This is a genomic window from Planktosalinus sp., from assembly GCF_059864935.1.
The window spans coordinates 1-1144 of the sequence record NZ_JCBCCK010000367.1 but is presented as its reverse complement, the minus strand read 5'-3'; the positions used below and the strand labels follow the sequence as shown (position 1 = coordinate 1144).

Annotated in this window: 2 protein-coding genes and 1 pseudogene; 1 reads left to right on the top strand and 2 read right to left on the bottom strand. The window is 36.8% G+C overall.

Annotated elements, in window-relative coordinates; all coding sequences use genetic code 11:
- Window positions 1-213: pseudogene (locus tag AC6F75_RS11530) on the top strand (class I SAM-dependent RNA methyltransferase); the annotation flags it as partial.
- 6 nt (window positions 214-219) lie between these two features.
- Here the strand turns inward: AC6F75_RS11530 and AC6F75_RS11525 are convergent.
- Both AC6F75_RS11525 and AC6F75_RS11520 read right to left on the bottom strand, forming a co-directional pair.
- Window positions 220-912 carry a DUF6048 family protein gene (locus AC6F75_RS11525; protein ID WP_500715165.1) on the bottom strand — a complete coding sequence of 231 codons (693 nt, stop codon included), beginning with the start codon at window positions 910-912 and terminating at the stop codon, window positions 220-222.
- A partial coding sequence (locus AC6F75_RS11520; RefSeq protein WP_500715164.1) for a DUF6452 family protein occupies window positions 884-1144 on the bottom strand: 261 nt, incomplete at its 5' end. The genes AC6F75_RS11520 and AC6F75_RS11525, both read right to left, overlap by 29 nt.

Sequence of the window (1144 nt, the reverse complement as noted above, 5' to 3'; positions counted from 1 at the left end):
GATATGGAAAGTTTTTATACTGAAATTGGAAACACCTTAAAGCACGGGTATCCCAATTCAACTGCCTGGATGATTACCGGAAATCTTGAAGCACTCAAGTTTGTTGGTTTAAGACCTTCCCGAAAAATCAAAACCTTTAACGGAAAACTGGAAGCGCGTTTTGTGAAGTATGAGCTTTATGAAGGCAGTAAAAAGCAAAAGCACAACGAATAGCTTTTTTTACTTTTTCATAAACGGAATCATATAACTAATCCCATACCCAAAACCTGCTCCAAACTTACTGTTTTCATATGTCCTCCCAAATCCGGGTATATATAGATTTTCAAAGTTTTGAGGTTGTTTTTCTGAAATCCTGTTCTTGAGTTGAAGCGTTAAAGAAAGATATAAGTTGTTTAGCACTTCGGTTTTTACGCCAACAACAAATTCGATCCAATGTGCATTTAAGCTTTCAAATAATATGGGCTCAGTTCTGATGTCAGGTGGAAAGAATGGTGCTACTGTTGCTACCTGATATTCGATAAGTTCCTGCGAAAAAGAGGAAAGTCCATACCGCAATCCACCAAAAATCATATTGTTCAGGCCTGCCCAGTTGTTGTGTGCATTGTAATCAAATCCTATTTTGAAATAACTCCCGTCACCTTTTGAAGTCAGGTTGTCGTCAAAAGTGGTTTTTTGTTCATTGCCAATTTCAAGGGCCAAATAATATTTTTTGTACACCCTGTAATCTCCCATAATTTCAAAGCCCGAGTAGTTCTCGTCAAAAAGTGTTCGTGCGGGTTTAAATAAATCAATACCCACCCGCAAGCCAAATTTATCCTGAGGAATCGGAGTTTCAATTTCTGAAGTGGTTTGTGCATGAGCTATCTGCACAAATATCAAAAAACTAATGATAAATATAAAGATGTGCCTCATTTTGATTTCTTGCGTTAATACTGTCACTTAGTATAATAATTTCATCTATCCAGCTTTGTTGGTTGGGTGGATCTAAATTAATCTCTAAATTTCTAAAATTGGTTCTGAACGCACAGGCCCTGTTGATGAACTCATCTTCCCGTTGGTAAGAAAAGGAAACAAAATCTACTTTTGGTAAACTGTCAGTGGCATTGGCTATAAAAAAATAATCGGTAAAGTCTTCGCCTGTAAA

Coding starts and splice junctions, on each gene's coding strand:
- AC6F75_RS11525 (WP_500715165.1), bottom strand. CDS start 912: ATGAGGCACATCTTTATATTTATCATTAGTTTTTTGATATTTGTGCAG.